Genomic DNA, 23308 nt, shown 5'->3' with positions numbered 1-23308 from the left:
CAGGGCGCCGTGGTGACACGATGAGCACATGACCCACTCCGCAGAGGTGAGCTGGCAGCTCGACGGTATCGACATGTTCGGCACCATGACCAGGCCGGACGGGGACGGCCCGTTCCCCGCCGTCGTCATGGTGGCGGGGTCAGGACCGACCGACCGTGATTGGACCTCTCCTCTGCTGTCGGGGGAGAACGGGAGCGCGGCGCTGCTCGCGGACGTGCTCGCCGAGGCCGGCTTCGCCTCGCTCCGCTACGACAAGCGCGCCTCCGGCCCCCATGTCGCCGAGAACCTTCCCGCACTGATCGGCAGGATGAGCATGCAGTCCCACCTCGACGAGCTCGTCGGGGCGGTCGACGTCCTCGCCGGCGATCCGTCGGTCGACGCCGCGCGCATCGTGGGACTCGGCAACAGCGAGGGCTGTCTCCACGTGCTGCACTACGTCACCGGCTCGCAGCGGACGCCCTTCGCCGGTGCGATCCTCGCCGCGCCTCCGGGACGCAGCGTCGGTGCGGTGCTGATGATGCAGCTGCGCACCCAGCTCGGTCTCGTCCCCGGCGGCGCGGAGCTCTTCCCTCTCGTGCGGGAAGCGGCGGAGCGCTACGACGCGGGGGAGCCGATGGACCCCGACCCCCGCCTCCCGGAGGGGGTGAGGATGGTGCTCGCGAGCTTCGAGGCCCCGGCCAACCTGCCTCTCGCCCGCGAGCTCTGGGCCGAGGACGCGACGGCGACGCTGCCCCGGGTGCGTATCCCCCTGCTGGTGCTCATCGGCCGCAAGGACGTGCAGGTCGACGCGGAGGCGGACGGCGCGCCGCTGCAGACCGCGGCGGCGGGGATGCCTCAGGTCTCCTTCGTCTTCCCGGAGAACGCGAACCATGTGCTCAAGGAGGACGTGCGGACTCCGGAGGAGCGGGCCGCGGCGCCCGGCGGCGGCTACAACGAGCCGGGCACGCGCCTCGACCCGGAGGCGGTGGAGGACATCCTCGGCTGGCTGCGTGCCGTGGTCTGAGGCCGCCGGGGTCAGCGCCGCCGGATCGTCTCGATCGGACCGGTGACCGATTCGGCGTCCTCCCACACGCTGATGCCCCGGATGTCGGGCATCCGGTCGCGCGTGAAGATCGGGTCGAAGCCCTCGCGCCGCTGCTGGCGGTAGTCCTTGAGCAGCCGGAACGCGACACCCGAGAGCAGCGCGATCGCCACCAGGTTGATCAGGGCCATGATGCCCATCGCGCCGTCGGCGAAGTTCCATACGATGTCGGCGGAGACCACCGATCCGACGAAGACCGCCGCGATCGCCACCAGGCGGTAGCCGGTGAGCATGCCGCGGCGGGTGGTGATGAACTCGAGGTTCGACTCCCCGTAGTAGTAGTTGCCGAGCACCGAGCTGAACGCGAGCAGGAAGATGATGATGCTCAGGGCGATGTTCGACCAGCTGCCCAGCGTGCTGACGAGGGCGCCCTGGGTGAGGTCGATGCCGCGCTGCGCGTTCGCGAGGTCGGGGACCGAGACGAGGATGATGAACGCCGTGATCGAGCACACCAGGAAGGTGTCGAAGTAGACGCCGAGGGTCTGCACGAGGCCCTGCTTGACCGGATGGGTCACCGCGGCGGTCGCGCCGGCGTTCGGCGCCGAGCCGAGCCCGGCCTCGTTGGAGAACATGCCGCGCTTGACGCCCTGCAGCACCACATAGCCGAAGGCCGCTCCGAGGATCTCGTTGGGTCCGAACGCCTGCCCGAAGATCGCGCCGATCACCTCGGGGATCCGGTCGGCGTGCAGGACGACGACCACCAGGCCGAGCAGGAGGTAGCCGACCGCCATCAGCGGCACCAGGGTCTGGGTGACGGAGGCGATGCGGCGGACCCCGCCGAAGATCACGAGTCCCATGAGCACGGCGAGTGCCGCTCCGGTGGCCACGGGGAGCCAGGGGGCGGCCGCGTCGCCGAGGCTTCCCGAGAGCGTGGCCTGGATCGTGTTGGCCTGCAGCGAGCTGAAGGCGATGGGGAAGCAGACGATGAGGACGACGGCGAAGGCGATTCCCATCCACCGCGAGCGGAGGCCGTGCTGCATGTAGTAGGCAGGCCCGCCGCGGAAGCCGCTGGCGTCGCGCACCTTGAACAGCTGAGCGAGCGACGACTCGATGAAGCTCGACGCCCCGCCGATGAAGGCCATCAGCCACATCCAGAACACCGCGCCGGGGCCGCCGATCGCGATCGCGGTGCCGACGCCGGCGATGTTGCCCACGCCCACGCGGGATGCGGCGGAGATGGTGAACGCCTGGAACGCCGACACCGACTGGGGAGCGCCGTCGGCCGTCCGCGGCGTGCGGTCGGTGAGGGTGCGGAACATCTCCGGGATCATCCGGAACTGCACGACGCCGGACCGCACGGTGAAGTAGAGGCCCAGCAGGACGACGATCGGGAGAACCAGCCAGGTCCAGAAGTTGTCGCCCCAGGTCGTCAGCCAGTCGTTGATCGCATCCATGGCGAACAGTATGCGCAGAGCGGGGCGGTCCCGTCCACCTCGCGGGCCGGCCACCGACGGGCGTCGGGGGGCCGGTTTCCGGTACTCTGGACGGATGCCCGCGGCGATCCCGGCCGGCGGGGAGAGCTGAATATGGAGGCCGTCATGGACATCGAACTCGGACTGCTGCGCGGCATCGAGAAGGAGAAGGCGATCCCCTTCGACGAACTCGTGCACATCATCGAGCAGGCGGTGCTGACGGCCTACCTCAAGAACGAGTCCCCCGAGGGCGCCGTCGCCCCCGAGGGCGTGCGCGTCGAACTCGATCGCAAGACCGGTCACGTCGCGGTCCTGCAGCCCGTGCTCGACGACGAGGGCGCGGTCATCGGCGAGGAGGAGACCACTCCCGAGGACTTCGGCCGGATCGCCGCGTTCGCCGCCAAGCAGGTCATCAGCCAGCGCCTCCGCGACATCGCCGACGACGCCGTGCTCGGCGAGTTCCGCGGCAAGGAGGGCGACATCGTCGCCGGCGTCATCCAGCAGGGCCCGAACCCGCGGATGATCCACGTCGACCTCGGCTCCGTCGAGGCGATCCTCCCGCCCGAGGAGCAGGTGCCCGGCGAGGAGTACGCGCACGGCTCGCGGCTCCGCGTCTACGTCACGAGCGTCTCCAAGGGTGTGAAGGGCCCGGCGATCACCGTGTCGCGCACCCACCCCGGTCTCGTCCGCAAGCTGTTCGCGCTCGAGGTGCCGGAGATCGCCGCCGGACTCGTCGAGATCGTCTCCCTCGCTCGCGAGGCGGGCCACCGTACGAAGATCGCCGTCAAGGCGAACGATCCGTCGATCAACGCGAAGGGCGCCTGCATCGGCGAGCTCGGACGTCGTGTGCGCGCCGTCACCGAGGAGCTCGCGGGGGAGAAGGTCGACATCGTCGACCACAACCCCGACCTCGCGACCTTCGTGGCCAACGCGCTCTCTCCCGCCAAGGTGACCAGCGCCTTCGTGCTCGACGCGGGCACCAAGGCCGTCCGCGCGCTGGTCCCGGACTATCAGCTGTCGCTCGCGATCGGCAAGGAGGGGCAGAACGCCCGCCTCGCCGCCAAGCTGACGGGCGCGAAGATCGACATCCAGCCTGACAGCGTCATGGATTGACGCGTGGCGGTGGGACGTTCCCCTCAGGGGTGAGGTGTAAGATGGAACCTGTACGAACGTGTGTCGGTTGCCGCGGTCGTGCCTCTCGATCCGCCCTGATCAGGGTGGTAGCCCAGAACGGTCACCTCATCCTCGACGAGCGAGCCGTGCTGAGCGGGAGGGGCGCGTGGCTGCATCCGACGCCCGAATGTCTGAACGCCGCACTGCGGCGCCGGGCTTTCGCACGAGCACTCCGTGTGTCCCCCGACCTCCGGTTTTCGGAGGCGGAGGACGCGCAGACCATCGAGAAACGGCTGAACGGCTATGGAAACAAAGTGAACGGCTCGAAATGAGACCCGTCCGCGACTAGTGGTCTGCCCTGCCTGGGCGGACCGACCCAGACAGGAGAATTGTGGCTGCCAAACCACGTGTGCACGAGATCGCCGCTGAACTCGGCGTCGACAGCAAGTTCGCGCTCGCAAAGCTGAAGGAGCTCGGCGAGTTCGTCAAGAGCCCCTCTTCGACCATCGAGCCGCCGGTGGCGCGCAAGCTGCGCGCCGCGATCGAGGCGGACCCGTCGGCGAAGCCCGCCCCGGGCAAGCCCGAGACGAAGGCTCCGGCCCCCGGCCCGAAGGCGCCGGCCGCGAAGGCCGCGCCCACCCCCGGGCCGAAGCCCGGTCCCGCGCGCCCGGCCGCCCCGGAGGCTCCGGCCGCCGAGGCTCCGGCTCCGGCCGCACCCGCTGAGGAGAAGCCCGCGGACGCCGCGCCGAAGGCCTCCGACGCCCCGAAGCCGGGTGGCGCCCCCAAGCCGGGCGCTCCGCGTCCCGGCAACAACCCCTTCTCGTCCTCGCAGGGCATGGGATCGCGTCCCGCCGGCCCGCGTCCGGGCAACAACCCGTTCGCGTCGTCGCAGGGCATGGGCCAGCGCCCGACGCCGGGCAACATCCCGCGTCCGCAGGCTCCCCGTCCCGGTTCGCCGCGCATCGGCGCGCCCCGTCCCGGCGGGCCCGGTCGTCCGGGCGGCGCACGCGGCGGTCAGGGCGGTCGCCCCGGCGCACCGTTCCAGCAGCGCTCCGGCGGCCCCGGCCGTCCGGGCGGCGGCGGCCCCGGTGGCGCCGGAGCAGGTGCAGGCGGCGGCTTCCAGCGTCCGGGCGGCGGCTTCGCCGGCCGTCCCGGTGGCGGCGGCGGTCGCGGTCGCGGCCCCGGCGGCGGCACGGCCGGCGCGTTCGGCAAGGGCGGCGGCAAGAGCAAGCAGCGCAAGTCGCGGCGGGCGAAGCGGCAAGAGTTCGAGATGCGGTCGGCGCCGGTCGTCGGCGGCGTCAACGTCCAGAAGGGCAACGGCGAGATCATCCGCCTGCGTCGCGGCGCATCGATCGCCGACTTCGCGGACAAGCTCGAGGCACTGAGGGGCTACACCGTGCAGCCCGGCACGCTGGTCACCATCCTGTTCAACCTGGGCGAGATGGCGACCGCGACCGAGTCCCTCGATGAGGCGACCTTCGAGGTGCTGGGTGAGGAGCTCGGCTACAAGGTGCAGATCGTCTCGCCCGAGGACGAGGACAAGGAGCTCCTCGAGGGCTTCGGACTCGACCTGGAGGCCGAGCTCGAGGCGGAGAGCGACGAGGACCTCGAGATCCGTCCGCCGGTGGTCACCGTCATGGGCCACGTCGACCACGGTAAGACCCGACTGCTCGACGCGATCCGTCAGACCAACGTCATCGAGGGCGAGGCCGGCGGCATCACGCAGCACATCGGCGCCTACCAGATCTGGACCGAGCACGAGGGCAACGAGCGCGCGATCACGTTCATCGACACCCCCGGTCACGAGGCGTTCACCGCCATGCGTGCCCGTGGTGCGCAGGTGACCGACATCGCGATCCTCGTGGTCGCCGCCGACGACGGCATCATGCCGCAGACGGTGGAGGCACTGAACCACGCCCAGGCGGCGGAAGTTCCGATCGTGGTCGCGGTGAACAAGGTGGACAAGCCGGAGGCCAACCCGGCCAAGGTGCGCCAGCAGCTCACCGAGTACGGTCTGGTCGCCGAGGAGTACGGCGGGGACGTCATGTTCGTCGACGTCTCGGCGCGTGCCGGCACCGGCATCCAGGATCTCCTCGACGCCGTCCTGCTGACGGCCGACGCGGGTCTCGACCTCACGGCGAACCCGAACAAGGCCGCGCGAGGCGTCGCCATCGAGGCGAAGCTCGACAAGGGCCGCGGCTCGGTCGCAACCGTGCTCATCCAGTCGGGAACGCTGCGCGTCGGCGACGCGATCGTCGCGGGCACCGCCTACGGACGCGTCCGCGCGATGCTCGACGAGAACGGCGACCAGGTCGAGGCCGCGGCGCCGTCGCGTCCGGTGCAGGTGCAGGGTCTGAACTCGGTCCCTCGCGCCGGCGACGTCTTCATCGTCACCGACGAGGACCGCATGGCCCGGCAGATCGCAGAGAAGCGCGAGGCCGTCGAGCGCAACGCGCAGCTGGCGAAGGCCCGCAAGCGCATCTCGCTCGAGGACTTCACCCGTGCTCTCGAAGAGGGCAAGGTCGAGACGCTCAACCTCATCATCAAGGGCGACGTGTCCGGTGCCGTCGAGGCGCTGGAGGAGTCGCTGCTCAAGATCGAGGTCGACGACTCGGTGCAGCTGCGGATCATCCACCGCGGTGTGGGTGCCATCACGGAGTCGGATGTGAACCTGGCGACGATCGACAACGCGATCGTGATCGGCTTCAACGTCCGTCCCGACGCGAAGGCCCGCGAAGCGGCGTCCCGTGAGGGCGTGGACATCCGGTTCTACTCGGTGATCTACAACGCGATCGACGAGATCGAGAGCTCGCTGAAGGGCATGCTCAAGCCGGAGTTCGAAGAGGTCCAGTCGGGCGTCGCCGAGATCCGCGAGGTGTTCCGCTCCTCGAAGTTCGGCAACATCGCGGGTGTCATCGTCCGCTCGGGAACGATCACGCGCAATGCGAAGGCACGCGTCATCCGCGACGGCGTCGTCATCGCCGATGGCCTGGCCATCGAGTCGCTGCGTCGCTTCAAGGACGACGTCACCGAGGTCCGCACGGACTTCGAGGCGGGTATCGGCCTCGGGAAGTACAACGACATCCAGATCGGCGACGAGATCGAGACCACGGAGCTGGTGGAGAAGCCGCGCGGCTGATCCGCCGCTCGTCGAGCGAAATGCAGACGAGTCGTGAAAGCAAGTGACGAGACGGGACGCCTTCAGTTCGACTGAGGGCGTTCCGTCTCGCGGCGCTCGCTCGACGATCGTGTGAAGCAGGGAGAGGGAACATGGCTGGGGAACGACAGGCACGGCTCGCGGACCGCATCCGCGTCATCCTCGCGGAGCGTCTCGAGAAGGGGCTTCGTGACCCGCGGCTCGGGTTCGTGACGATCACCGACGTGCGGGTCTCCGGCGACCTGCAGCACGCCTCGGTGTTCTACACGGTGCTCGGCACCGAGGAGGAGCGCGTCGCGAGCGGCGCCGCCCTGACCTCGGCCACGGGCATGCTGCGCAGTGAGGTGGGCCGCCAGCTCAGCACCCGTCTGGTGCCGACGCTGGAGTTCATCCCGGATGCGCTGCCGGAGAACGCGGACCACATCTCCGAACTGCTCCGCCAGGCGCACGAGCGCGATGCGGAGGTGGCCAAGCTCGCCTCGACGGCCACGCACGCCGGCGAGGCCGACCCGTACCGGGCCGAGGACGAGGACGACGACCGCTGAGACGATCTCAGCGGGGGAGTCGCAGCATTCCGTCGGCGGCCTCGATGAGGCCATCGGCGATCAGGGAGTCGATCGCGCGGTCGCGCTGGCCCGGGTCCGGCCAGTCGGCGGCGGCCTCATCGGCGGACATCCGGTGCTCGTCGGCGTGGCGCAGCGCCCGGAGCAGGGCTCCCCGGGCCTGACGATCGGAGCCCTCGTACTTCGCCTGGCGCCGCCGCTCGTCGCCGGTGTCCGGCCTGCCCGCCGCGAGCCAGGCGCAGGATGCGGCGATCGGGCACTCCGCGCATCGGGGTGCCCGTGCCGTGCAGACGGTCGCGCCGAGCTCCATCGTCGCCGCGTTGAAGGTCGCGGCCTCGGAGGCGTCCTCGGGGAGCAGCACGTCCATCGCGACGAGGTCCGAGCGGGCCGGAGGCCCGGGCTGCGATCGGCCGTCCACGACCCGTGCCAGCACCCGCCGCACGTTCGTGTCCACGACGGGATGCCGGTCGCCGTAGGAGAAGACCGCGACGGCGCGCGCCGTATAGTCGCCGATGCCGGACAGCGCCAGCAAGGACTCCACGTCGCGCGGGACCACGCCGCCGTGCCGATCGACGACTTCGACGGCGGCGCGGTGCAGCCAGAGGGCGCGCCGCGGGTAGCCGAGGTTCGCCCATTGGCTGACGACCTCGGCGGGGGTCGCGGTGGCCTGGGTCGCGGGCGTCGGCCAGCGGTCCAGCCAAGCGGCGAGGTGCGGGATCACGCGGTTCACCGGCGTCTGCTGCAGCATGAACTCACTGACCAGTGTGCCCCAGGCGCCGTACGCATCGGCGAAACTCCGACGCCGCCAGGGGAGATCGCGGGCGGCCTCGCGGTACCAGGCGTTCAGGGTCGCGGCCCAGCCGGGAGGCGCGGCAGCGGACGGTCGGGGCACCAGGAAAGCCTATCCGGGCGTCCGCGACGCGATTGCGCAGAAGCCGGCGATCGGCGGAAGACGCCTGCTGCGCGTCGACCGCATGTTCTTCGTGTCCCGGGAGGGGAGAGCACCGTGAGCGGGGTCGCGGTGACCACGAGGAACGAGCCGCTGTACGAGGTGTGCGGCTGAGGACGGATAACCTGGAGGCATGGCTTCGCCCGGCATCCTCCTCGTCGACAAGCCCGGCGGACTCACGAGTCATGACGTCGTGGCGCGCGTCCGGCGCGCGTTCGGCACCCGCAAGGTCGGGCACGCCGGGACGCTCGATCCGATGGCCACCGGGCTGCTGGTCATCGGCATCGAGGGGGCGACGCGTCTGCTGACCTTCATCGTCGGCGCCGACAAGACCTACGAGGCGACGATCCGTCTCGGGCAGTCCACGACCACGGATGACGCCGAGGGTGAGATCCTCGCCTCCGCCGGTCCCGACGAGGTCTCCGGGCTGCCCGGGGAGCGCATCGCCTGGGAGATCGCGCGGCTGACCGGTCCGATCTCGCAGGTGCCGAGCGCGGTCTCGGCGATCAAGGTCGACGGCCGGCGCGCCTACGATCGGGTGCGTGCGGGCGAGGACGTCCAGCTCGCCGCCCGCGAGGTGACCGTCTCGCGCTTCGAGGTCCTCGCGGTGCGCGAGGGGGACGGGTATCGCGACCTCGACGTCGTCGTCGACTGCTCCTCGGGTACCTACATCCGCGCCCTCGCACGGGATCTGGGCGCCGCTCTCGGCGTCGGCGGCCACCTGACCGCACTGCGTCGCGCGCGCGTCGGGGGCTTCGACGTCGCGGAGGCCGTGGAGATCGAGGCCCTCGCCGGCGCGCCGACGCTGGCACCGGCCGACGCGGCGGCGCGGGTGCTCCCGGTGCTGGACGTCACCGCCGACGAGGCGCGGGACCTGCGGCACGGGAAGAGGCTCTCGGGGCAGGCCGTCCGGCTCCCCGCCCGGCAGGCCGCTGCGATCGACCCCGGCAGGGCGCTCGTCGGGATCGTCGAGGCCCGCGGCGCCGATCTGAAGAGCGCCATGAACATGCCCGAGGAGGCCCGATGATCCTGTGGTTCACGATCGTGCAGATCGTCGTCACCTGCGCCGCCGGACTGTTCTGCGTGATCGCGGGACTCGCCGGACGTCGTCCGAGCGACTGGACGGTCGGCAGTCTCGCGCTGGTCGAGCTGCTGCTGATCGTGCAGGTCGTCGTCGCGATCGTGGCGCCGCTCGCAGGCAACCCGCCCACCGGCGACCTGCTCGAGTACTGGGTGTATCTCGTCGCCGCTGTGCTGCTGCCGCTCGGCGGGGTCGCCTGGGCGCTCCTCGAGCGCAGCCGGTGGAGCACGGTGATCCTCGGCGTGGTCGGGCTCGCGCTCGCGGTGATGCTGTGGCGCATGCAGACGATCTGGACCGTGCAGATCGCCTGAGTCGTTCCGGCCGGACCATAGGATGGAGGATGCAATGACCAACACCGTTTCGCGCGCCCGCATGACGGGCATCGGCCGCGTCCTCGTCATCGTCTACGCCGTGATGGCGCTCGCCGCGACCGGCCGCAGCTTCGTGCAGATCGTGCGTCGGTTCGACGAGGCTCCGCTCGCGTACTCGCTCTCCGCCCTCGCGGCCGTCGTCTACATCCTGGCGACGCTCGCCCTGATCCTCGCCCATCGCCGCGGGTGGTACACCGTGGCCTGGATCGCCATCGTCTTCGAGCTCGTCGGCGTCCTCGTCGTCGGGACCCTGAGCCTGGTGCTCCCGCAGCTTTTCGGGCACGACTCCGTCTGGTCGTTCTTCGGGCGCGGATACCTCTTCATCCCTCTCGTGCTGCCGCTGTTCGGTCTGTGGTGGCTGCGCACTCACCGTCCGGGGGTCCAGGCATGATCGTCTTCCGCAACCTCGAGGAGGTGCCGGCGGACTTCGGCCCGTCCGTCGTCGCGATCGGCAAGTTCGACGGTGTGCACATCGGGCACCAGGCGGTGATCCGCCGGATGAAGGAGGACGCCGCGGCCTCCGGCGCCCGGACGGTCGCCGTGACGTTCGACCGCAACCCGCTCGCGGTGCTGCGCCCGGACATCTGCCCCGACAACGTCGTGGACATCGAGCGCAAGCTCGAGCTGCTCAGCGACCAGGACATCGACGCGACCCTGCTCCTCACCTTCGACAAGGCGCTCTCCTCGCGGACCGCGGAGGAGTTCGTCGACGAGATCCTGGTGGGCGCACTGCACGTGAAGACCATGCTCGTGGGCCGCGACTTCCGCTTCGGCAAGGGCGGCGCCGGCAGCCCCGATCTGCTGCGCGAGCTCGGTGCGGTGCACGGCTTCACCGTCGACGTCGTGGAGGACGTCTATCCCGAGGGGACCGATCGTCGGGTGTCCTCCACCTGGGTGCGCGAGCTGCTCGACGACGGCGCCGTGTCCGAGGCGGCGCGACTGCTCGGCCGTCCGGTGTCCGTGACGGGAGAGGTGGTGCACGGCCTCAAGCGGGGTCGCGAGCTCGGATTCCCGACCGCCAACCTCTCCGAGACCGTCGACGCGCTGATTCCCGCGGACGGGATCTATGCCGGCTGGCTGATCGACGACGGCATGCGCCACCCCTCCGCGATCTCGGTCGGCACCAACCCCACCTTCGACGACGTCCCGCGCCGTCAGGTCGAGGCGCATGTGCTGGGCGAGACCGATCTCGACCTCTACGGCCACGTGGTCACGGTGGAGTTCACGCAGCGACTTCGCGGGATGGTGGCCTTCGACGGCATCGACGCGCTCGTCGCGCAGATCGACGCCGACGTGACTGCGGCGCGGAGTGTGCTCGGACTCCGGTCCTGACGCGCGCTCTGCTGACACACCGGAGCGGCGGCCAGCGGGCGGGGGAGTCGATGGCGTAGAATGGGCCCCGGATTCCGCCGGACGCCTCAGCTGCGTGGCGACGATGATCCGATGGTCCGCACGGTCCTGGCTGGCGCCACACGCGGACGACATGTAAGGCCGATGCCTCGGCTTCGACATCACACGCTCAGGAGGAGCATGCCGACCACGGCACCCGCCGCTCAGCGGCGAAAGAAGACGTCCCGTCGTGACGACGAGGCGCCCCTGATCCCGATCCTCGCCCGCAAGGTGCGCGAGATCGAGGCGAAGGCCCAGCGCGGGAAGCTGGGCCCGACCAACCGCGTCAAGTTCCAGGTGATCGCGTTCCTGGTGCGCGAGGAGCGCGCCCGCGTGAAGGCCGACGCCGAGCTGACCGACGCCGCGCGCGCCGAGCTGCTCAAACGCCTCGACGGCGTGGCGACGATCCTCGCCAAGACCGCGGCCCGTGACACGTCCCTCATCCAGTTGCTGGAGGCCGACCAGGCGACCAGCCCGGTCGCCAAGCGCATGCGCCGCGACTGGCTCCTCGAGTCGGGTGCCGAGCTCGCGCCCGAGGAGCTGGTGATCACCGACGTCGCACCGGTGCGGACCACCACGGTCGTCCCCGCGGCGCTCGCCGAGCGGCAGGTCACGCCGCCCTCGGTGGAGTCGCGGCAGCTCGCGAACCCGTTCCTCGAACCCGATCTCACGCCGCGCCCGGCATCCGTCCCGCGCCGTCGCCTCGACGGCTGGGAGCTGATGGGACCGCTCTACAAGGCGTTCGAGTCGGGGGCGGGCGGAGGCTCCGCGACGATGGACCTCCCGCCCACCCCGGAGTACGACCACGTGTCGCCGAAGGGCCTCGAGGTGATGGCCCACCAGGCCCGCTTCCTGGAAGCCGTGCGCGCCGGGCACCGCAGCTTCCTGCTGGCGGATGAGCCGGGCCTCGGCAAGACCGCGCAGTCGGCCATCGCGGCCTCGGTTGCGGGCGCGTATCCGCTGCTGGCAGTGGTTCCCAACGTCGTCAAGATGAACTGGGCGCGCGAGGTGGAGCGGTGGACGCCGCACCGCCGCGCGACCGTGATCCAGGGCGACGGCGACGACATCGACGCGTTCGCCGACGTGTTCATCGTGAACTACGAGATCCTCGACCGCCACCTGTCCTGGCTGTCCTCGATCGGGCTCAAGGGCATGGTCGTCGACGAGGCGCACTTCATCAAGAACCTGTCGTCGCAGCGCTCGCAGAACGTGCTGGCCCTGGCCTCCCGCATCCGGGAGCGCGAGCGCGATCCGCTCATGCTGGCGCTCACAGGAACGCCGCTGATCAACGACGTCGAGGACTTCGACGCGATCTGGCGTTTCCTCGGCTGGACCAACGGCGAGAAGCCCGAGAGCCTGCTGATGGAGAAGCTCGACGCGACCGGGCTCACCCCGGCTGACAAGTCGTTCTACGCCGAGGCGCGCGACGCGGTGATCTCGATGGGGATCGTGCGACGCAAGAAGAAGGACGTCGCCGCGGATCTCCCCGACAAGCTCATCGCCGACCTCCCGGTGCAGCTCGACGACGAGTTCGGCCGCGGCATCCGCCAGGCCGAGCGCGAGCTGGGGGAGAGGATGGCGGCGAAGTACCGTCGGATCATCGAGGCCCGCGGAGACCGCGGTCTCGCGCCCGGCGAGATCGACGAGGACATCGTTCGCCTGGTCGCCCACGGCGAGCTGGAGGAGTCGAAGGCTGCCGGCACCGGCGGAGACAACGTCTTCACGATGGTGCGCCGCATCGGCCAGGCCAAGGCGCAGCTCTCCGCCGACTATGCGGCGCAGCTGCAGCGCTCGGTCGGCAAGGTTGTCTTCTTCGCCAAGCACATCGACGTGATGGACCAGGCCGAGGCGCACTTCGCCGCCTCGGGCATCAAGGCGGTGTCGATCCGTGGCGATCAGTCCACCCCGGCGCGTCAGCAGGCGATCGACGCGTTCAACGCCGACCCCGAGGTGGGCATCGCCGTGTGCTCGCTCACCGCGGCCGGCGTGGGGGTGAACCTGCAGGCGGCCTCCAACGTGGTGCTCGCCGAGCTCAGCTGGACGGCGGCCGAGCAGACGCAGGCCATCGACCGCGTGCACCGCATCGGCCAGGACGAGCCGGTGACGGCGTGGCGGATCATCGCCGCCCACACGCTGGACACCAAGATCGCGGAGCTGATCGACCAGAAGCAGGGACTCGCGGGCCGTGCACTCGACGGCGAGGACGTCGAGGCGGGCGGCACCGAGTCCGTGCAGCTCGGCGCGCTGATGCACCTGCTGCGGGAGGCGCTCGGGGCCGCCTGAGGCTTCTGCAGAACGGGCGTTAAGAACTTACGTTCTTGACGCCCGTTCTGTGTCTTCGGCGGGTATCGAGACGAAGAATCTCCATCAGGGCTGGTATCGGGCGCAAGATCGGCCGTTTTCGAGCGATCTGAATGGCGCACGGACGGCGTTCGACGCTAGGGTCGGAGGCAGGCAGCGTCGCCTTTCCCCCTTTCCCGAAGCATGAAGGCAGCAGCATGAAGATCGGCATCCTGACCAGCGGCGGCGACTGCCCCGGCCTCAATGCGGTCATCCGCGGCATCGTGCTCAAGGGCACCACGACCTATGACCTCGAGTTCGTCGGGATCCGCGACGGCTGGCGCGGCGTCGTCGACGGGGACTTCTTCCCGTTGACCCGCCATGAGGTCAAGGGGCTGTCGAAGGTCGGCGGCACCATCCTCGGCACGAGCAGGACCAACCCCTACGAGGGGCCGCGCGGCGGCGCGGAGAACATCGCGAAGACCCTGGCGAAGCACCGCATCGACGGCATCGTGGCGATCGGCGGGGAGGGGACCCTCGCCGCCGCCGACCGGTTGGCGAAGGACGGGCTCAACGTGCTCGGCGTGCCGAAGACGATCGACAACGACCTCCGTGCGACCGACTACTCGTTCGGGTTCGACACCGCGGTCAACATCGCGACCGATGCGATGGACCGTCTCCGCACCACGGGCGATTCGCACCAGCGGTGCATGGTCGCCGAGGTGATGGGCCGCCACGTCGGATGGATCGCCCTGCACGCGGGCATGGCGGCGGGGGCCCACGTCATCTGCATCCCCGAGGTGCCGATGTCGATGGACGAGATCTGCTCCCTCGTCTCGAGCGCGCACGACCGCGGACGCGCCCCCCTCGTCGTGGTGTCGGAGGGCTTCACCCTCACCGGCATGGACGAGGCGTACAGCGACAAGGGCCTGGATGCCTTCAACCGTCCCCGTCTGGGGGGGATCAGCGAGATCCTCGCGCCGGAGATCGAGCGGATCACGGGCATCGAGACCCGTTCGACCGTGCTGGGGCACATCCAGCGCGGCGGGTCGCCGTCGGCGTTCGATCGCGTGCTCGCGACCCGGCTCGGTCTCCATGCCGCCGACGCGCTCGTCGAGCTCGCGTGGGGCCAGATGGTGGCGATGCGCGGCACGGACATCGTCCGCGTCCCGTTCGAAGAGGCGCTGGGCGAGCTGAACACCGTACCGAGGCATCGCTACGACGAGGCCGCGGCCCTGTTCGGCTGAGCGGTGGGGCGGCCGGCGCTCAGCCGGCCAGTCCCATCCTGTCGAGCACCCAGGCCAGCTCGAACGCGCGCTCGCGCCAGGCGTTGTAGCGCCCGCTGACGCCGCCGTGTCCAGCCACCATCTCGCACTTCAGCAGCGCATCGGCACCGACCTCGCGCAGCCTCGCGACCCACTTCGCGGGCTCCACGTACAGCACGCGCGTGTCGTTCAGCGAGGTCACTGCGAGGATCGGGGGATAGGCGACATCGGAGCGGACGTTCTCGTACGGCGTGTAGGACTTCATGTAGGCGTAGACCTCGGGGTCGTGCAACGGGTCGCCCCACTCGTCCCACTCCACCACGGTGAGCGGCAGTGACGGGTCGAGGATCGAGGTCAGGGCGTCCACGAAGGGCACCTCCGCCAGCACACCGCCGAACAGCTCGGGTGCGAGGTTCACGACAGCCCCCATGAGCAGGCCGCCAGCGCTGCCTCCCTCGGCGACCATGAGGTCGGGGCGGGTGACTCCGGAGTCGACGAGGTGGCGCGCGCAGGCGACGAAGTCGGTGAAGCTGTTCCTCTTCGTCAGCATCTTGCCGTCGTCGTACCATCCACGACCCATCTCGCCGCCGCCGCGCACGTGCGCGATCGCGAAGACGACTCCGCGGTCGAGCATCGACAGCCGCATGACCGAGAAGCCCGGGTCCATCGGGGTCTCATAGGAGCCGTACCCGTAGAGGTGCACGGGACGGATCTCCGCGCCGGGATCGCCGAACGAGTGCTTCCAGACGAGGGAGATCGGCACCTGTGTGCCGTCGTCGGCCGTGGCCCACAGACGACGCTGCCCGTACTCGGCGGGGTCGTAGTCGCCGAGCACCTGCTGCTGCTTCCGCACGATGCGCTCGCCGCTCACCGGGTCGAGGTCGAGCACGGTGGAGGGGGTGACGTACGAGGTGAACCCCATCCGCAGCCAGGGAGCGTGCCACTCCGGGTTGCCGCCGAACCAGGACGAGGAGAGGGGCTCGTCGAAGGAGACCTCGTCGAGGGCGCTCGTCGCGTAGTCCATCAGCGCGATCCGGCCGAGTCCGTCCCTCCGGTACTCCACGGTCGCGAAGTCGCGGAAGCAGTCGATCTCGATGATCCTCCGTCCCGGCGTGTGCGGGAGCACCACACGGCGCTCGCCCCGGGGATCGGCTGCGGACACGGCGACGAGCTCGAAGTCGAGGGCGCCGTCGTTGTGCAGCACGAAGAGCACGTCCTCGCCGTCGATCACCGCGTGGTCGACCTCGTACTCGACCCCGTCACGCCGCGGCCACACGACCTGCGGAGGCGCCGTGACATCGGAAAGGTCGACGAGATGCGTCTCGCTGGTGATCTTCGATCCCATCTCGATCACCAGGTACTTCCGGCTCCGGGTGATGCCCCCACCGAGCCAGAAGCGCTCATCGGGCTCGTGGAAGAGGGAGACGTCCTCCGACGACGGGGTGCCGATGCGGTGCAGCCAGAGCGTGTCGGGGCGCCACGCCTCATCCCTGGTCGTATAGACGATCCCGGTGCCGTCGGGGGTGAAGAACGCCTGACCGGTGTTCTCGATCACGTCGTCGAAGGCCTCACCGGTGCCGAGGTCGCGCACGTGCACGGCGTAGAGCTCGTCGCCGGAGGAGTCCACCGACCACAGCATCCGGGTGCCGTCCTCGGAGATGTCGAAGGAGCCCATCGAGAAGAAATCGAGCCCCTCCGCCTCGACGTTGCCGTCGAGGAGGATCTGCTCGCCGGGGACCGGGACGCCCGGTTCCAGCTCCGGCGGCGTCCAGTCGTCGTCCGCGGCGGCGGTGCGGCACTGGATGCCGTACTGCGCCCCTTCGACGGTGCGTCCGTAGTACCACCACTGCCCGCGGCGGGTCGGCACCGAGAGGTCGGTCTCGAGGACGCGCCCCTTGACCTCCTGGAACAGCTGCTCGCGCAGGTCCTCCAGATGAGCGGTGCGGGCGTCCGTGTAGGCGTTCTCGGCCTCGAGATGGGAGATGACCGCGGGGTCCTCCTTGTCCCGCAACCACTCGTACGGGTCGTCGACGCTGTCGCCGTGATGCGTGCGGGTGAAGGGACGGCGTTCCGCGACGGGGGCGGCGATGCTCTGCTCGGTCACCCCCCAACGCTAGCCGAGGAGGGCGAGTTGACCATCGCCAGACAGGGTGGGAGGATTCATGCGGGCCGATTAACGGATGTCAAACCCACGGTGAACTCTTCGTTCGTCACGCCGATCTCGTCGGCATTCCCCCCTGCATCTCCCACGAAAGCGAACGGTGGAAACCGCAGCCCTCATCGTCGTGCTGGTCATCCTGCTGGCACTCTTCTTCGACTTCACCAACGGGTTCCACGACACGGCGAACGCGATGGCGACGCCCATCGCCACCGGCGCCCTCAAGCCCAGGACGGCCGTGCTGCTCGCGGCATCCCTGAACCTCGTCGGCGCGTTCCTGTCCACGGAGGTCGCCAAGACGGTCTCCGGCGGCATCGTGAACGAGGCGGACATCTCGCATGCGCAGCTGCCGTCGCTGATCTTCGCCGGTCTCATCGGCGCGGTCACCTGGAACATGCTCACCTGGCTGCTCGGACTGCCGTCGAGCTCCTCGCACGCGCTCTTCGGCGGGCTGATCGGCGCCACGCTGGTCGGCGTCGGCGTCGCCGGTATCAACTTCGGCGTGGTGCTCTCGAAGGTCGTGCTGCCTGCCCTCATCGCGCCGCTGACGGCCGGCATCATCGCCTTCATCGCGACGAAGGTCGCCTACGGCATCACCCGCCGCTACGACGGGAAGCCCGATGGACGCTCCGGCTTCCGCTGGGGGCAGATCTTCACGTCGTCGATGGTCGCGCTCGCACACGGCACCAACGACGCGCAGAAGACGATGGGCGTCATCACCCTCGCGCTCATCACGGTCGGCTGGCAGTCGGGGGCGCATCACGAGCCGCAGCTCTGGGTGATCGTGTCCTGCGCCGTGACGATCGCGCTCGGCACCTACCTCGGCGGATGGCGGATCATCCGCACGCTCGGCAAGGGTCTCACCGAGGTCAAGCCCGCGCAGGGCTTCGCCGCGGAGAGCTCGACCGCCGCGACGATCCTCGCCTCGAGCGCCTTCGGGTTCGCGCTGTCGACGACGCAGGTCGCCTCCGGGTCGGTGATCGGCTCCGGCCTCGGCCGGCGCGGATCGACGGTGCGCTGGCGGACGGCGGGACGCATCGCGATCGGGTGGCTGTTGACCCTGCCCGCCGCGGGCGGAGTCGGCGCGCTCGCCGCCGTTCTCGTGGTGAACTTCGGAACCGTCGGCATCGTCATCGACGCCGTGCTCGCCCTCGTCATCATCGTCGGCCTGTTCCTGCGTTCGCGCCGCAACGCCGTGACCCACGCGAACGCGATGAGCGACGTCGCGGAGTCCGGGCACGCGGTCGACCTGCCCGACACGCCACCGCCGACCCGCCGCACGACGCGGATCGAGCTCGCCCGGGCGCGCGGCCGCGCCGACCGGAAGGCCGCGGAAGCCCAGAAGGCCGCACGCCGCGCGAAGAAGCTCGAGAAGTCGGTGGGCAAGGGGCCGGAGGTGAAGGCTGCCAAGCGCGCGGCGGAGAACGCCGCGAAGAAGCTCGCCGAGGCGGAGAAGGCCGCCGCCGAGTGGGAGCTGCTCAGCGCGAGCCGACGGGCCCGTGCTGAGCTCGCCGAGACCGCGGCGGATGATCCGTCGACCGGACGGGAGGATCCGCGATGAGCATCGTCATCGACTGGGAGGCCTTCGTCCGGGTGTTCGGCGCCGCCCTCGTGGGCGCGGTCGTGATCGTGTCCTTCTATGCGCTGGGGCTCCGGCTGCTGGTGCGCGCCGGACGTGTTCCGCTGGTGACCCCGGCGGAGTTCACCGATGCGATCACCGTGCTCACCGACAAGGAGATCCGTCGGGCGGCCAAGCAGGCCGAGAAGGCGGCGAAACGGAGCCCTCTGACCGAGGGGCAGAAGACGCTCGCTCTGGTCGCCGCCTATGCGTGCTTCGCGATGTGCGCGGCCGCGGTACTGGGAGGCATCCTGCTGATCGTCTTCGGACACTGACGACCCGGCGGGGATGTCGGAGCCGCTCCTAGACTTGGACGCATGGACGGTCTGCCCTCGTTCGGACGACATGACGCGGCGTCGCACGCGATCATCCACCTGAGCGATCCCCATTTCCTCGCCGGGGGAGCGCGTCACCCCGGCGGTGCCGACACCGATGCGAACTTCGCGAAGACCCTCGAGGCCGTCCGCCGGGTGCATCCGAGCCCTGCGGCGATCGTCGTCACCGGCGACCTCACCGATCTCGGCGAGCCGGATGCCTATCGGCGGCTGCGCACGGCACTCGAGCCTGTCGGCACCGCCCTCGGCTGCCCGGTGATCTGGGTCGCGGGGAACCACGACGAACGGCCGGCACTCCGCGCGGAGCTCCTCGACGAGGAGCCGACCGAGGAACCGGTGACCGGCGTGTGGGACCTCGACGGTCTCCGGCTGATCGCCCTCGACAGCAGCGTGCCGGGCTGGCACCACGGGGATCTCGACGAGGCGCAGCTCTCCTGGTTGCGGGAGGCGCTCGCGACCCCGGCACCGCACGGGACGCTGCTGGCACTGCACCATCCGCCGCTTCCGGCGCACGTGCCGCTGTTCGACATCCTGGAGCTGCGGCATCAGGACGAGTTCGCCGCGGCGATCCGCGGATCCGACGTACGCGGCATCCTCGCGGGTCACCTGCACTACTCGTCCTCGGGCATCTTCGCCGGGGTCCCGGTGAGCGTCGCCTCCTCCACCTGCTACACGATGAACGTCGCCCTCCCGGCGGCAGAGGTCAACGGGATGGACGCTGCGCAGTCGTTCCACCTCGTGCACGTCTATCCCGACACGATCACGCACACCGTCGTACCGGTGACAGATGCTCCGACGGCGGACTTCTTCTCGGAGGAGTGGTTGCGTGAGATGGCCGCTCTGACCGCGGATCAGCGACTCGAGGCGTTCTCGCGCAAGCCTGATCAGGGCACGGCGTAGACTGGTCGCATCCCCCTCGCACTCACCCGCCGACACCCACAAGGATGTGACATGGCCGTCGATTCGCCTGCCCTCACACGTACTGAAACCGACTCGCTGGGAAGCGTCGAGGTTCCCGCCGACGCGTACTACGGCGTGCACACACTGCGCGCCGAGGAGAACTTCCCGATCACGAAGCGCCCCATCTCGGTCTATCCGGATCTCGTCAAGGCGCTCGCGATGGTCAAGCAGGCCAGTGCCCGGGCGAACAAGGAGATCGGCGTGCTGGACGCCGAGCGCGCCGACCTGATCGATGCCGCCGCGCAGCGCGTGATCGATGGCGAGTTCCACGACCAGTTCGTCGTCGGAGTCATCCAGGGCGGCGCGGGCACGTCGACCAACATGAACGCGAACGAGGTCATCACCAACATCGCGCTCGAGATGGCCGGTCGCGAGAAGGGGGACTACGCCTTCCTCTCTCCGATCGACCACACCAACCGCAGCCAGTCGACCAACGACGTCTACCCGACGTCGATCAAGATCGGCCTCTCGCTCACGCTGCGCTCGCTGCTGGAGGAGCTCGATCTGCTCCGCAAGTCCTTCCTCGGCAAGGCCGTCGAGTTCCACGACATCCTCAAGGTCGGCCGCACGCAGCTACAGGACGCCGTGCCGATGACCCTGGGCCAGGAGTTCCACGGGTTCGCGACGACCCTCGGCGAGGACCACAGCCGCCTCACCGAGAACGCCTCGCTGATGTTCGAGATCAACATGGGCGCGACGGCGATCGGCACGGGCATTACGACCCACCCGGGCTACGCGCCGGCGGTGCTCAAGCACCTCCGCGACATCACCGGACTCGATCTGCTCACCGCATCGGACTTGGTCGAGTCGACCAGTGACACGGGCGCGTTCATGTCGTTCTCCTCCTCGCTGAAGCGCAATGCGATCAAGCTCTCGAAGATCTGCAACGATCTGCGTCTTCTGTCGTCCGGCCCGCAGGCCGGTCTCGGCGAGATCAACCTGCCGGCGAAGCAGGCCGGTTCGTCGATCATGCCGGGCAAGGTCAACCCGGTGATCCCCGAGGTCGTCAACCAGGTGGCCTTCGCGGTCGCCGGCGCCGACATGACGGTGACGATGGCGGTGGAGGGCGGTCAGTTGCAGCTCAACGCCTTCGAGCCCGTGATCGCGCACTCGATCTTCCAATCGATCACCTGGATGCGTCAGGCGATGTGGACCCTGCGCGTGAACTGCGTGGACGGCATCACTGCGAACACCGACCGCCTCGGCGCGATGGTGGGGGCGTCGGTGGGGGTCGTCACGGCGCTGACCCCGTTCATCGGGTACGCGGCCTCCGCCGCTCTCGCGAAGACGGCGCTGCTCACCGGCCGCAACGTGGCCGACCTGGTCGTCGAGGCGGGTCTGATGTCCCGCGACGAGGTCATGAAGCAGATCTCGCCGGCGCGCCTCTCGGGTCTCGAGACCGTGACCGCCGCGATCCCCGTGATCGCCGCCGAAGACGACTGACCCCGCCCGCTCCACGCTCCACGGCGTGGTCAGCGCTCTCATCGCGTGGTCAGTTTCGGCAGGAATTCGCTCGAAAACCTGCCGAAACTGACCACGCGATGTGCGTGCACGTGCGTGTGCCGGGGTCAGTCGAGGATGCGGCAGTGCGTCGTGAGCTCGCCGATGCCGTCGATGCCCACGGTGACTGTCGATCGGTCGCGCAGGAAGATCTGCGGATCGCGGGAGTAGCCGGCGCCGCCGGGGCTGCCCGTCGAGATCAGCGTGCCCGGGAGCAGCGTCACCGACTGCGACAGGTGCGAGACGAGGGCCGACACCGGACGCACCATCTGCCCGGTGGTCGCGTCCTGCACGGTGTGCCCGTCGACGACGGTCCAGATGTGCAGAGCCTGCGGGTCGGGGATCTCGTCCGCGGTGACTGCGAACGGTCCCGTGGGGGTGAACCCGTCGAAGGACTTGCAGCGGCACCACTGCGCCTCGGAGAACTGGATGTCGCGGGCGGTGATGTCGTTCACCACCGTGTATCCCCAGACATAGGAGAGCGCGTCCTCACGCGAGACGTCCTTCGCCGGACGCCCGATGATCACCCCGAGCTCGGCTTCGTAATCGACCGACTCGCTGAGGGAGCGCGGCCAGGCAGTGGTCTGCTCGTGCCCGGTGAGGGAGTTCGGCCAGAGGGTGAACACCGTCGGCGCAGTGTCGGTCTTCAGCCCGAGCTCGCTGGAGTGCGCGGCGTAGTTGAGGCCGACCGCGAGCACTGCGGGAGGAGCGAGCACGGCGGACGCATACCCGAATCCGTTCAGCGGATGCCGCAGTGCGACGCCGGTCGCGAGCGAGGCGCGCACCTCGTCGAGCGCGCCGTCTCCGGCGTCGATGAACTGCTGAAGGGTGGGGGCCGGCGACTCCATGAGGTCGGACACGAGGATCGCGTCGTCTCCGTCGATGACGGCGAGTGCGATCTCAGAGGAGTCGGGTCGGCGCAGATGAGCGAACCGCATGCTCTCTACGCTACCGGGCGGGGTGCGGGTCGAGGTTGGAGGGTGGGCACAACACGCGTTGCGTAATCGTTGGAATGCGGATCTTGCCCTGGCTCTCAGCGAACCGATAGAAATTGACCACCGCGTTCGGGGGAACGCGTCGGGGGGACGCAGCCGTTGGCCTGCGCCGAGAGAGGTCGACGGCGATGGTGCACGTCGCGCGTTTGTGGTGGGTTGCCGTGGCGACGGCGATCGTCATGGTGGTTGCAGGACTCACGCTGCCGGATTCAGCCCCGGCGGCAGCAGCGAGCGCTGCGCCGAGTGTCGCCCCCGCTTTGGTCTCCCAGCCCACTTCGGTCGACGAGCCGGTCGTGCCCGAGGGCGAGTTCGCGAACCCCGGACCGAAATCGCCGGCGCCCTCGAACACATCCGTTGAGACGGACGCCCAGCCCACAGGCCGCGGAGGTCCGAGCAGGCCTCTGGCGAAGCTCTTGGACGAGAACAAGATCCCCTTGGGGTTTGGGTGATGTGGGACGGGTATGTGTTGAATGATTTTGTTCCGTATTGGGAGTTGTGGGATTTGCCGCGGCGTGAGGCGCGGGCGGAGTACAACCGGGTGATGGGGTTGAAGGATCATCGGCTCAGGCAGCTTCGTGGGTTGTTGGGGAGGTCGGGTGTCGAGCTTGATTTCTCGGATCGGAGTGTGGCGGATCTCGATGCGTGGTTCATCGAGGCGATGGAGCCGCTGGTGGGTCATGAGGTGCCGAACGGGCGGTCCTTGTCGGTGTGCGAGGACATTGCGCTGTTCCTTGGTGATCTGCTGATCGATCGGTTGCCGGGGTTGCGGTGGGAGTTCTTCATCTGGGGGAAGAAGAGCATGTCGTATCAGAACCATGTGATCTACGGGTATCCGGGACGAGAAACACTCCGCCTCAACACGGGACTGTCGGGCATGGTCCATGGCTATGGCGTCAGGGTTCTCGAAGATCGGGCTGGTGTGCGGGAGGTTGTCGTTCCGGGCTTGGAGGGGCCGTTCGCCGGTGCCGTGATCGAGCTGCCCCCTCTTGACCGTGAGTTCTTCGCCGGTGTCGTCCAGGGTGCGACGGACAGGTACTACCGGGATCTGAGCGAGGACGCCTGAGGCCCGTCTCCCGGCCCG

General features: G+C 69.4%; 20 protein-coding genes. 16 read left to right on the top strand and 4 right to left on the bottom strand.

Annotated features, from left to right (window positions below):
* Window positions 1–28: 28 nt before the first annotated feature.
* Window positions 29–1003, top strand: a complete 975-nt coding sequence (locus ABWO84_RS01625; protein ID WP_353111837.1) for an alpha/beta hydrolase family protein — start codon at window positions 29–31, stop codon at window positions 1001–1003.
* Between the two features lie 11 nt (window positions 1004–1014).
* Here the strand turns inward: ABWO84_RS01625 and ABWO84_RS01620 are convergent, their stop codons facing one another.
* Complete coding sequence (locus ABWO84_RS01620) at window positions 1015–2475, bottom strand: alanine/glycine:cation symporter family protein (RefSeq protein WP_353111836.1); 1461 nt, start codon at window positions 2473–2475, stop codon at window positions 1015–1017.
* A 144-nt stretch (window positions 2476–2619) separates the two neighbouring features.
* Between ABWO84_RS01620 and nusA the strand changes: the two genes are divergently transcribed.
* From nusA to rbfA, 4 genes are all read left to right on the top strand, one after another.
* Window positions 2620–3606, top strand: coding sequence for a transcription termination factor NusA (nusA, locus tag ABWO84_RS01615; RefSeq protein WP_353111835.1), 987 nt, complete (start codon window positions 2620–2622; stop codon window positions 3604–3606).
* Between the two features lie 41 nt (window positions 3607–3647).
* Window positions 3648–3938, top strand: coding sequence for a YlxR family protein (locus tag ABWO84_RS01610; protein WP_353111834.1), 291 nt, complete (start codon window positions 3648–3650; stop codon window positions 3936–3938).
* A 59-nt stretch (window positions 3939–3997) separates the two neighbouring features.
* Complete coding sequence (gene infB, locus ABWO84_RS01605) at window positions 3998–6745, top strand: translation initiation factor IF-2 (RefSeq protein WP_353111832.1); 2748 nt, start codon at window positions 3998–4000, stop codon at window positions 6743–6745.
* 131 nt (window positions 6746–6876) lie between these two features.
* Window positions 6877–7308, top strand: coding sequence for a 30S ribosome-binding factor RbfA (gene rbfA / locus ABWO84_RS01600; protein ID WP_353111830.1), 432 nt, complete (start codon window positions 6877–6879; stop codon window positions 7306–7308).
* 7 nt (window positions 7309–7315) lie between these two features.
* Here rbfA and ABWO84_RS01595 read toward each other — a convergent pair whose 3' ends face one another.
* Window positions 7316–8218 (bottom strand): iron-sulfur binding domain-containing protein, encoded by a 903-nt coding sequence (locus ABWO84_RS01595; protein ID WP_353111828.1) that lies wholly within the window; start codon window positions 8216–8218, stop codon window positions 7316–7318.
* 190 nt (window positions 8219–8408) lie between these two features.
* Here ABWO84_RS01595 and truB point away from each other — a divergent pair, with 190 nt between their 5' ends.
* The 6 genes from truB to ABWO84_RS01565 all read left to right on the top strand — a co-directional run bounded on the left by truB (window position 8409) and on the right by ABWO84_RS01565 (window position 14643).
* Complete coding sequence (gene truB / locus ABWO84_RS01590; RefSeq protein ID WP_353111826.1) at window positions 8409–9302, top strand: tRNA pseudouridine(55) synthase TruB; 894 nt, start codon at window positions 8409–8411, stop codon at window positions 9300–9302.
* Window positions 9299–9667: a hypothetical protein gene (locus ABWO84_RS01585; protein WP_353111824.1), complete on the top strand. Its 369-nt coding sequence runs from the start codon at window positions 9299–9301 to the stop codon at window positions 9665–9667. Before truB ends, ABWO84_RS01585 begins: the two co-directional genes overlap by 4 nt.
* A 61-nt stretch (window positions 9668–9728) precedes the next feature.
* Entirely contained in the window at window positions 9729–10118 is a 390-nt protein-coding gene (locus ABWO84_RS01580) for a hypothetical protein (protein ID WP_353112284.1), read from the top strand.
* Entirely contained in the window at window positions 10115–11059 is a 945-nt protein-coding gene (locus ABWO84_RS01575) for a bifunctional riboflavin kinase/FAD synthetase (protein ID WP_353111822.1), read from the top strand. Before ABWO84_RS01580 ends, ABWO84_RS01575 begins: the two co-directional genes overlap by 4 nt.
* A 198-nt stretch (window positions 11060–11257) precedes the next feature.
* Window positions 11258–13399, top strand: coding sequence for a DEAD/DEAH box helicase (locus ABWO84_RS01570; RefSeq protein ID WP_353111820.1), 2142 nt, complete (start codon window positions 11258–11260; stop codon window positions 13397–13399).
* A gap of 215 nt (window positions 13400–13614) precedes the next feature.
* Window positions 13615–14643 carry a 6-phosphofructokinase gene (locus tag ABWO84_RS01565; protein ID WP_353111818.1) on the top strand — a complete coding sequence of 343 codons (1029 nt, stop codon included), beginning with the start codon at window positions 13615–13617 and terminating at the stop codon, window positions 14641–14643.
* Window positions 14644–14662: 19 nt separating this feature from the next.
* On the opposite strand, the gene ABWO84_RS01560 is transcribed toward ABWO84_RS01565, so the two are convergent.
* The gene (locus ABWO84_RS01560) at window positions 14663–16765 is read right to left on the bottom strand and encodes a S9 family peptidase (protein WP_353111816.1); all 2103 of its coding nucleotides are present in this window, start codon (window positions 16763–16765) and stop codon (window positions 14663–14665) included.
* 157 nt (window positions 16766–16922) lie between these two features.
* On the opposite strand from ABWO84_RS01560, the gene ABWO84_RS01555 reads away from it, so the two are divergent.
* Genes ABWO84_RS01555 through ABWO84_RS01540 form a run of 4 tightly spaced genes read left to right on the top strand, consistent with a single transcriptional unit; the run spans window position 16923 to window position 21175 of the window.
* A complete protein-coding gene (locus tag ABWO84_RS01555) occupies window positions 16923–18380 on the top strand; it encodes an inorganic phosphate transporter (protein ID WP_353111814.1) in 1458 nt (485 codons plus the stop codon).
* The gene (locus ABWO84_RS01550) at window positions 18377–18712 is read left to right on the top strand and encodes a peptidase (protein WP_353111812.1); all 336 of its coding nucleotides are present in this window, start codon (window positions 18377–18379) and stop codon (window positions 18710–18712) included. Before ABWO84_RS01555 ends, ABWO84_RS01550 begins: the two co-directional genes overlap by 4 nt.
* Window positions 18713–18754: 42 nt before the next feature.
* Window positions 18755–19672, top strand: coding sequence for a phosphodiesterase (locus tag ABWO84_RS01545; RefSeq protein ID WP_353111810.1), 918 nt, complete (start codon window positions 18755–18757; stop codon window positions 19670–19672).
* A gap of 51 nt (window positions 19673–19723) precedes the next feature.
* Window positions 19724–21175: an aspartate ammonia-lyase gene (locus tag ABWO84_RS01540; RefSeq protein WP_353111808.1), complete on the top strand. Its 1452-nt coding sequence runs from the start codon at window positions 19724–19726 to the stop codon at window positions 21173–21175.
* Between the two features lie 125 nt (window positions 21176–21300).
* Here the strand turns inward: ABWO84_RS01540 and ABWO84_RS01535 are convergent, their stop codons facing one another.
* The gene (locus ABWO84_RS01535) at window positions 21301–22170 is read right to left on the bottom strand and encodes a fumarylacetoacetate hydrolase family protein (protein ID WP_353111806.1); all 870 of its coding nucleotides are present in this window, start codon (window positions 22168–22170) and stop codon (window positions 21301–21303) included.
* 505 nt (window positions 22171–22675) lie between these two features.
* Here ABWO84_RS01535 and ABWO84_RS01530 point away from each other — a divergent pair.
* Window positions 22676–23290: a hypothetical protein gene (locus tag ABWO84_RS01530; RefSeq protein WP_353111804.1), complete on the top strand. Its 615-nt coding sequence runs from the start codon at window positions 22676–22678 to the stop codon at window positions 23288–23290.
* Window positions 23291–23308: the final 18 nt, after the last annotated feature.

Source organism: Microbacterium sp., from assembly GCF_040394595.1.
GTDB lineage: Bacteria > Actinomycetota > Actinomycetes > Actinomycetales > Microbacteriaceae > Microbacterium.
Note: the sequence above shows the minus strand (reverse complement) of the source record. Positions and strands in the feature narration are given on the sequence as shown.

What these genes read in the sequence shown, in the direction of transcription:
- ABWO84_RS01625 (WP_353111837.1), top strand. Translation starts at nt 29, where the DNA reads ATGACCCACTCCGCAGAGGTGAGCTGGCAGCTCGACGGTATCGACATG.
- ABWO84_RS01620 (WP_353111836.1), bottom strand. Translation starts at nt 2,475, where the DNA reads ATGGATGCGATCAACGACTGGCTGACGACCTGGGGCGACAACTTCTGG.
- nusA (WP_353111835.1), top strand. Translation starts at nt 2,620, where the DNA reads ATGGACATCGAACTCGGACTGCTGCGCGGCATCGAGAAGGAGAAGGCG.
- ABWO84_RS01610 (WP_353111834.1), top strand. Translation starts at nt 3,648, where the DNA reads ATGGAACCTGTACGAACGTGTGTCGGTTGCCGCGGTCGTGCCTCTCGA.
- rbfA (WP_353111830.1), top strand. Translation starts at nt 6,877, where the DNA reads ATGGCTGGGGAACGACAGGCACGGCTCGCGGACCGCATCCGCGTCATC.
- truB (WP_353111826.1), top strand. Translation starts at nt 8,409, where the DNA reads ATGGCTTCGCCCGGCATCCTCCTCGTCGACAAGCCCGGCGGACTCACG.
- ABWO84_RS01585 (WP_353111824.1), top strand. Translation starts at nt 9,299, where the DNA reads ATGATCCTGTGGTTCACGATCGTGCAGATCGTCGTCACCTGCGCCGCC.
- ABWO84_RS01580 (WP_353112284.1), top strand. Translation starts at nt 9,729, where the DNA reads ATGACGGGCATCGGCCGCGTCCTCGTCATCGTCTACGCCGTGATGGCG.
- ABWO84_RS01575 (WP_353111822.1), top strand. Translation starts at nt 10,115, where the DNA reads ATGATCGTCTTCCGCAACCTCGAGGAGGTGCCGGCGGACTTCGGCCCG.
- ABWO84_RS01570 (WP_353111820.1), top strand. Translation starts at nt 11,258, where the DNA reads ATGCCGACCACGGCACCCGCCGCTCAGCGGCGAAAGAAGACGTCCCGT.
- ABWO84_RS01565 (WP_353111818.1), top strand. Translation starts at nt 13,615, where the DNA reads ATGAAGATCGGCATCCTGACCAGCGGCGGCGACTGCCCCGGCCTCAAT.
- ABWO84_RS01550 (WP_353111812.1), top strand. Translation starts at nt 18,377, where the DNA reads ATGAGCATCGTCATCGACTGGGAGGCCTTCGTCCGGGTGTTCGGCGCC.
- ABWO84_RS01545 (WP_353111810.1), top strand. Translation starts at nt 18,755, where the DNA reads ATGGACGGTCTGCCCTCGTTCGGACGACATGACGCGGCGTCGCACGCG.
- ABWO84_RS01540 (WP_353111808.1), top strand. Translation starts at nt 19,724, where the DNA reads ATGGCCGTCGATTCGCCTGCCCTCACACGTACTGAAACCGACTCGCTG.
- ABWO84_RS01535 (WP_353111806.1), bottom strand. Translation starts at nt 22,170, where the DNA reads ATGCGGTTCGCTCATCTGCGCCGACCCGACTCCTCTGAGATCGCACTC.
- ABWO84_RS01530 (WP_353111804.1), top strand. Translation starts at nt 22,676, where the DNA reads ATGTGGGACGGGTATGTGTTGAATGATTTTGTTCCGTATTGGGAGTTG.